This window comes from Streptomyces sp. DvalAA-14, from assembly GCF_900091855.1.
GTDB lineage: Bacteria > Actinomycetota > Actinomycetes > Streptomycetales > Streptomycetaceae > Actinacidiphila.
The window spans coordinates 1-7,460 of sequence record NZ_FMCH01000347.1 but is presented as its reverse complement, the minus strand read 5'-3'; the positions used below and the strand labels follow the sequence as shown (position 1 = coordinate 7,460).

Here is a 7,460-nt window from a genome sequence, read left to right as displayed (position 1 = left end):
CTGCTGCAGGTGCAGGCGGTGGACGCGTCCGCGTACTCGGCCAAGGCGGCGGTCAACCGCTGGGTGACGCAGGAGGTGGTCGCCGACCGGGGCACGATCACCGACCGGTCCGGCGTCGACCTGGCGGCCACCGTGGACGCCTACGACATCACCGCCGACCCCTACCTCTTCACCTACGACCAGACCAAGGTCAAGGACGCCCCGCAGCAGGCCGCCCAGCTGCTCGCGCCCATCGTGGGCGGCGACGCCACCACCATCGCCCGGCAGCTCGCCACCCCGAACTCCCGCTACCAGCTGATCGCCCATCTGCAGTCCCCGCAGGTCTGGAACCAGATCAAGGACCTCAAGGCCGCCTTCGCCGACAAGGCCCTGGACCACACCGGCGCCGACGTGCTGGCCGGCGTCTTCAGCCAGCCGCACACCAAGCGGGTCTACCCGGACGGCGACCTGGCGGCCGGCGTGATCGGCTTCGTGAACGCCGAAGGGCAGGGCGCCGGCGGCCTGGAGTCGATGTTCGACAAGCAGCTGTCCGGCACCAACGGCAAGGTCCGCTACGCCCAGTCCAACGGCCGCCAGGTCCCCACCGCCGGCGGCCAGCAGGAAGCCGCCGTGCCCGGCTCCGACCTGGAACTGACCTTGGACCGGGACATCCAGTGGGCCGCGCAGAACGCCATCACCAGCCAGGTGCGCAAATCCGCGGCCGACCGCGGCTACGTCATCGTGCAGGACTCCCGCACCGGCCAGGTGCTCGCCATGGCCGACGCCCCCGGCTTCGATCCCGGCGACCTCGCCCACGCCGACGCCGCCGCCCTCGGGAACGCCGCGGTGCAGGACGCCTACGAGCCCGGCAGCGTCAGCAAGCTGATGTCGATGGCCGCGATCCTGGACACCGGCACCGCCACCCCCACCACCCGCGTCACCGTGCCGGGCACCCTGCCGCGCGCCGACCGGGTCTTCCACGACGACGTCGACCACGGCACCTGGTACCTGACCCTCAACGGGGTGCTCGCCAAATCCAGCAACATCGGCACCATCCTGGCCAGCCAGCAGCTCGGCCGGACGCAGCCGCAGGCCAACCAGGTGCTGTACTCGTATCTCAAGAAGTTCGGCATCGGTGAGCCGACCGGCGTCGGCTTCCCCGGCGAGACCCCCGGCATCCTCGCCAAGCCGCAGGACTGGAACGCCTCCCAGCAGTACACCATCCCGTTCGGCCAGGGCCTGTCCCTCAACGCGCTGCAGGCGACCTCGGTCTACTCGACCATCGCCAACGGCGGGGTGCGGGTCGAGCCGTCGCTGATCCGCGGCACCACCGGGCCCGACGGCCGGTTCGTGCCCGCGCCGCCGCCGAAGAAGACCAGGGTGGTCAGCGCCCGGACCGCGAAAACCCTCTCCGAGATGCTCGAATCGGTGGTCGGCAGCGAGGAGGGCACCGGTATCAACGCCCGCATCGACGGCTACCGGGTGGCCGGCAAGACCGGTACGGCCAACCGGGTGGACCCGGTGACCGGCCGCTACAAGGGCTACACCTCGTCCTTCCTCGGCTTCGCGCCCGCCGACAAGCCCCGGATCACCGTCTCCTGCGTCATCCAGAACCCGACCAGGGGCAGCTACTTCGGCGGCTCGATCTGCGGCCCGGTCTTCCAGCAGGTCATGACCTTCGCCCTGAAGAGCCTGGGGGTGCCCCCTTCCGGGGCGCCCGCGCCGAAGCTGCCGATCGACTTCAACCCCTCGCAGCCACCGCCCGCCATCAGCCCCGAGGGACGGTGATCATGCGCGGCCGGCACCCCGGCCGGCCCGGAGCGGCGGCGGCCCGCGGCGGCGACCCGCGCGACCGCCCCCCGGGGCCTTTTGGCCCGGACCCCGGCCAGCCCGGTAATCTCACCGCCGTGCCCAAAGCTGATCAGCCAACCCTCACCCAGCCGTCGGGCGCGCCGCGCCCGACGCGCGTCCGACCCCAACCGCTAGCGGATCTCGCCGCCCGGCTCGGGACGCGTGTGCCCGGCAACCCCGCCCTGGTCACCGCCCTTGTCACCGGCATCACCCACGACTCGCGCGCGGTGCGCCCCGGCGACCTGTACGCCGCCTTGCCCGGGGCCCGCTTCCACGGCGCGGACTTCGCCGCCCAGGCCGCCGAGGCCGGCGCCACCGCCGTACTGACCGACCCGGCCGGCAGCGAACGCGCCGCCGCCACCGGACTGCCGGTGCTGTCCGTCCCCGACCCGCGCGCCGTGATGGGCGAGCTGGCCGCCGCCGTCTACGACGAGCCCGGTGCGGGGATGCTGCGGATCGGCATCACCGGCACCTCCGGCAAGACCACCACCTCCTACCTGGTGGACGGCGGACTGCGGGCCACCCGGCACGGCGCCACCGGCCTGATCGGCACGGTGGAGACCCGGATCGGCGACCAGCGCGTCAAGAGCGAGCGCACCACCCCCGAGGCCACCGACCTGCAGGCGCTGTTCGCGGTGATGCGCGAACGCGGTGTCGAGTCGGTGGTCATGGAGGTCTCCAGCCACGCCCTGGTGCTGGGCCGGGTGGACGGCGCGGTCTTCGACGTGGCGGTCTTCAACAACCTCAGCCCGGAGCACATGGAGTTCCACTCCGGGATGGAGGACTACTTCCAGGCCAAGGCCCAGCTGTTCACCCCGCGCCGCAGCCGGCTCGGCGTGGTCAACCTCGACGACGAGTACGGCCGCCGGCTGGTCGCCGAGGCCACCGTCCCGCTGGTGACCTTCTCCGCCGAAGGACGGCTGGACGCGGACTGGCGGGCCGAGGACATCACCGCCGGGCTGCTGGACAGCCACTTCACCGTGCTCGGCCCCAAGGGCGAGCGGGTGCGGGCGGTCGCGCCGCTGGCCGGCCCGTTCAACATCGCCAACACCCTGGCGGCGATCACCGCGCTGGCCGCCGCGGGCCTCGACCCGCAGGCCGCCGCCGACGGCATCGCCACCGTGCCCGGCGTCCCGGGCCGGCTGGAGCGGGTGGACGCCGGCCAGCCGTATCTGGCGGTGGTGGACTACGCCCACAAGACCGACGCCGTGGAGTCGGTGCTGCGCGCGCTGCGCACCACCACCCAGGGCCGGATCCACGCGGTGCTGGGCTGCGGCGGCGACCGGGACCGCACCAAGCGCGGCCCGATGGGCGCGGCCGTCGCCCGGCTCGCCGACACCGCCGTGCTGACCTCTGACAACCCGCGTTCCGAGGATCCGCTGACGATCCTCGCCGCGATGCTGAACGGAGCCGCCGAAGTCCCCGCCGAGCAGCGCGGACATGTCATCGTCGAGCCCGACCGGGCCGCCGCCGTCGCCGCCGCCGTCGCCCGGGCGCGGCCCGGCGACATCGTGCTGGTCGCGGGCAAGGGCCATGAGCAGGGCCAGGACATCGCCGGAGAGGTGCGCCCCTTCGACGACCGAGAGGTGCTGCGCGCCGCGATCGAGAAGGACCGACAAGAACTGTGATCCCCCTCACCCTCGCCGAGGTCGCACGTGCGGTCGGCGGGAGCACGCACGACATACCGGACAGCGACCTGCGGACCGAGATCACCGGACCGGTGGTGAAGGATTCGCGCGAGGTGGTGCCCGGCGCCCTGTTCGTGGCCTTCGCCGGCGAGCGGGTGGACGGCCACGAGTACGCCGCCGGCGCCGTCGCGGACGGCGCGGTCGCGGTGCTGGCCGCCCGCCCCGTCGGTGTGCCCGCGATCGTGGTCGACGACGTCCAGACCGCCCTCGGCGCGCTCGCCCAGCACGTCCTGGAACGGCTGGGCACGACCGTGGTGGCGCTCACCGGCTCCGCTGGCAAGACCAGCACCAAGGACCTCATCGCCCAGCTGCTGCAGGAGCTCGCGCCCACCGTGTGGACGCCCGGCTCGCTGAACAACGAGATCGGGCTGCCGCTGACCGCGCTGCGGGCCGACGCCGGCACCCGGCACCTGGTGCTGGAAATGGGCGCCCGCGGCATCGGCCACATCCGCTACCTCACCGGCCTCACCCCGCCGCGGATCGGCCTGGTGCTCAATGTGGGCTCCGCGCACATCGGCGAATTCGGCGGCCGGGAGCAGATCGCGCAGGCCAAGGGCGAGCTCGTCGAAGCGCTGCCGGCCGCGGCCGACGGCGGCATCGCGGTGCTCAACGCCGACGATCCGCTGGTCAGCGCGATGCGGACCCGGACGAAGGCACGAGTGGTGTTCTTCGGGGAAAGCGAGGAAGCCGACGTCCGTGCCGAGAATGTCCGGCTGAACGATCGCGGACAGGCGAGCTTCAGCCTGCGAACACCCACCGGGTGCGCCGACGTGACCTTGCGCCTGTACGGTGAGCACCACGTGTCGAACGCGCTCGCCGCGGCCGCCGTCGCCTGTGAACTCGGCATGCCTGTCGGGGAGATCGCCTCCGCGCTCTCCGTGGCCGGCTCGCTCTCGCAGTGGCGGATGGAGGTCACCGAGCGGCCCGACGGCGTGACGGTCATCAACGACGCCTACAACGCGAACCCGGAATCCATGAGGGCAGCCCTGCGCGCACTGGCCGCGATGGGCAGACCCGCTCAGGCCCGGGGGGGCCGAACGTGGGCGGTGCTGGGGATGATGGCCGAACTCGGCGAGCAGTCGCTCACCGAGCACGACGCCGTGGGGCGGCTGGCCGTCCGGCTCAACGTCAGCAAGCTCGTGGCCGTGGGCGGTACCGAAGCCGCCTGGCTGCAAATGGGCGCCTATAACGAGGGTTCGTGGGGTGAGGAGTCGGTGCACGTGTCCGACGCGGAGGCGGCGATCGACCTGTTGCGCAGCGAGGTGCGCCCGGGCGATGTCGTGCTGGTGAAGGCATCGAGGTCGGTCGGCCTCGAATCCGTCGCCATGGCGCTGACCGAGGCGGTCCCCGGTGACGGGGACGGCGCCGGCGGTACGGCCCACGAGGGTGCCGCCCGATGAAGCAGATCCTCGTCTCCGGCGTCCTCGGACTCTTCCTGTCGCTGATCGGCACTCCGCTGCTGATCCGGCTGCTGGCCCGCAAGGGCTACGGCCAGATGATCCGGGACGACGGCCCGAAGGCTCACCACAGCAAGCGCGGTACGCCCACCATGGGTGGCATCGCCTTCATCCTGGCCACCTTGATCGCGTACGGCGCCACCAAGATCATCACCGGCAACAAGCCCACCGTCTCCGGTGTGCTGGTGCTGTTCCTGACCGCCGGGCTCGGTCTGGTGGGCTTCCTGGACGACTACATCAAGATCGTCAAGCAGCGCAGCCTCGGCCTGCGGGCCAAGGCCAAGATGGCCGGGCAGCTCACCGTCGGCATCGCCTTCGCGGTGCTGGCGCTGAACTTCCACGACTCGCGCGGTCAGAGCCCGGCCTCCACCAAGCTCTCCTTCACCTATGACTTCGGCTGGTCCATCGGCCCGGTGATCTTCGTGATCTGGGCGCTGTTCATGATCCTGGCCATGTCCAACGGCGTGAACCTCACCGACGGCCTGGACGGCCTGGCCACCGGCGCCTGTGTGATGGCCTTCGCCGCCTACACGGTCATCGGCGTCTGGCAGTACGGCCAGTGGTGCGGCGCCCCGGTCAGCGCCAACGGCGCGTGTTACGAGGTGCGCGATCCCCTCGACCTCGCGGTGGTGGCCGCCGCGCTGATGGGCGCCTGCTTCGGCTTCCTGTGGTGGAACACCTCGCCGGCCAAGATCTTCATGGGCGACACCGGTTCGCTGGCGCTGGGCGGCGCGCTGGCCGGACTGGCCATCTGCTCCCGCACCGAGCTGCTGCTCGCCGTCATCGGCGGCCTGTTCGTCCTCATCACCATGTCCGTGATCATCCAGGTCGGCTCCTTCCGGCTCACCGGCAAGCGGGTCTTCCGGATGGCACCACTGCAGCACCACTTCGAACTCAGAGGCTGGAGCGAAGTCCTGGTCGTGGTCCGGTTCTGGATCATCCAGGGCATGTGCCTGGCGGTCGGCCTCGGCATCTTCTACGCCGCGTGGGTGGCCGCCTCATGACGGCCGCGGGGCAGCCGGCCGGCGGCGTGCAGCTCAAGGGCGTCGCGGTCACCGTCGCGGGGCTGGGCGTCTCCGGGGTGCCCGCCGCGAAGGCACTGCACACGCTCGGCGCCCAGGTCACCGTGGTCAACGGCGCCGCGGGCGACAAGGAGCGGACCCAGGCGGCCGAACTGGAGGCACTCGGCATCGCCGTCCGCCTCGGGGACGCCGCGGGGTCCGGCGCGGGCTCCGCGGTGCGGCTGCCGGACGCCACCGAGCTGGTCGTCACCAGCCCCGGCTGGCGGCCGGACACCCCGCTGTTCACCACCGCCGCCGAGCGGGGCATCGAGGTCTGGGGCGACGTGGAACTCGCCTGGCGGCTGCGCGGCCCGGGCGCCGCGCCCTGGCTCGCGGTCACCGGCACCAACGGCAAGACCAGCACCACCCGGATGCTCGCCGCCATCCTCACCGCGGCCGGCCTGCGGACCGCGGCCGTCGGCAACATCGGCGTCTCCCTGCTGGACGCGGTCCTCGGCGAACAGGACTACGACGTGCTCGCCGTGGAACTGTCCAGCTACCAGCTGCACTGGGCGCCCAGCATCCGCCCGCACTCCGCCGCGGTGCTCAACCTCGCGCCCGACCACCTCGACTGGCACGGCTCGATGGCCGCCTACGCGGCCGACAAGGGCCGGATCTACCAGGGCAACCAGGTGGCCTGCGTCTACAACAGCGCCGACCCGCAGACCGAGCGGCTGGTGCGCGAGGCCGATGTGGCGGAGGGCTGCCGGGCGATCGGCTTCACGCTGGACGCCCCGCGCGTGTCCGAAGTCGGCCTGGTGGACGGGCTGCTGGTGGACCGGGCCTTCGTCCCGGACCGGCAGGGCAGCGCCCAGGAACTGGCCGCGATCGCCGACGTGCGGCCGCCCGCCCCGCACAACATCGCCAACGCGCTGGCCGCGGCGGCGCTCGCCCGCGCCTACGGGGTGGAGCCGGCCGCGGTCCGCGACGGCCTGCGCGCCTTCCGTCCCGACGCCCACCGGATCGCCGAGGTGGCGGTGGTGGACGGCGTCACCTGGGTGGACGACTCCAAGGCCACCAACACCCACGCCGCCCAGGCATCGCTGGCCGCCTACCCGTCCATCGTCTGGCTGGCCGGCGGCCTGGCCAAGGGCGCCGCGTTCGACGAGCTGGCCGCCGGCGCCGCCGACCGGCTGCGCGGCGTCGTGCTGTTCGGCGCCGACCGGGCGCTGATCCGCGAAGCCCTGGCGCGACACGCCCCGCAGGTCCCGGTGGTCGAGCTGGAACGGACCGACACTGGGGCGATGTCCGAGGCCGTCGACGCGGCCCGGGAACTGGCCGAGGCCGGTGACACGGTGCTGCTGGCCCCGGCCTGCGCCTCGATGGACATGTTCGCCAACTACAACCAGCGCGGGGACCTTTTCGCGGCGGCGGTCCGGGATCTGGCGGGCCCGGCGGACCCGACCCGCTAGCCGGCACTCCGC

The 7,460-nt window shown here is 72.6% G+C and carries 5 protein-coding genes; all 5 read left to right on the top strand.

The annotated features are described in order from the left end of the window. On the top strand, positions 1 to 1,767 hold a 1,767-nt coding region (locus GA0115240_RS17640; protein WP_093737628.1), incomplete at its 5' end, for a peptidoglycan D,D-transpeptidase FtsI family protein. Positions 1,768 to 1,769: 2 nt separating this feature from the next. After that, the gene (locus tag GA0115240_RS17635) at positions 1,770 to 3,458 is read left to right on the top strand and encodes a UDP-N-acetylmuramoyl-L-alanyl-D-glutamate--2,6-diaminopimelate ligase (protein ID WP_093737627.1); all 1,689 of its coding nucleotides are present in this window, start codon (positions 1,770 to 1,772) and stop codon (positions 3,456 to 3,458) included. Continuing rightward, a complete protein-coding gene (murF, locus tag GA0115240_RS17630; protein ID WP_093737626.1) occupies positions 3,455 to 4,918 on the top strand; it encodes a UDP-N-acetylmuramoyl-tripeptide--D-alanyl-D-alanine ligase in 1,464 nt (487 codons plus the stop codon). Before GA0115240_RS17635 ends, murF begins: the two co-directional genes overlap by 4 nt. Then, positions 4,915 to 5,979, top strand: a complete 1,065-nt coding sequence (gene mraY, locus GA0115240_RS17625; RefSeq protein WP_093737625.1) for a phospho-N-acetylmuramoyl-pentapeptide-transferase — start codon at positions 4,915 to 4,917, stop codon at positions 5,977 to 5,979. The genes murF and mraY overlap by 4 nt, the downstream gene beginning before the upstream one ends. Continuing rightward, positions 5,976 to 7,448, top strand: a complete 1,473-nt coding sequence (gene murD / locus GA0115240_RS17620; protein WP_093737629.1) for a UDP-N-acetylmuramoyl-L-alanine--D-glutamate ligase — start codon at positions 5,976 to 5,978, stop codon at positions 7,446 to 7,448. The genes mraY and murD overlap by 4 nt, the downstream gene beginning before the upstream one ends. The last annotated feature ends 12 nt before the right edge of the window (positions 7,449 to 7,460 follow it).